A 208-nucleotide genomic window follows, 5' to 3' on the forward strand; every position below is an offset into this window, starting at 1 on the left:
GGCCACTAGACGAAGGGGACACACAACGCTTTTCAGCGCACCAAGGTTTCCTTTCGAAGCACCCTGGATTTCTTTTTCCAGCACCGCCCGAAAGCGTTGCCGTGGAAACTGGAGCGGGAAACGAGACTCGAACTCGCGACCCCGACCTTGGCAAGGTCGTGCTCTACCAACTGAGCTATTCCCGCATTGGCGTCCCCTAGGGGACTCG

General features: G+C 58.2%; 1 tRNA gene. It reads right to left on the bottom strand.

Annotated elements, in window-relative coordinates:
- Window positions 1-109: 109 nt before the first annotated feature.
- A tRNA-Gly gene (locus B3E94_RS20715) sits at window positions 110-185 on the bottom strand.
- Window positions 186-208: the final 23 nt, after the last annotated feature.

The sequence above is a fragment of the Pseudomonas sp. UBA6315 genome (assembly GCF_002438125.1).
In the GTDB taxonomy this organism is placed as follows: domain Bacteria; phylum Pseudomonadota; class Gammaproteobacteria; order Pseudomonadales; family Pseudomonadaceae; genus Aquipseudomonas; species Aquipseudomonas faucium.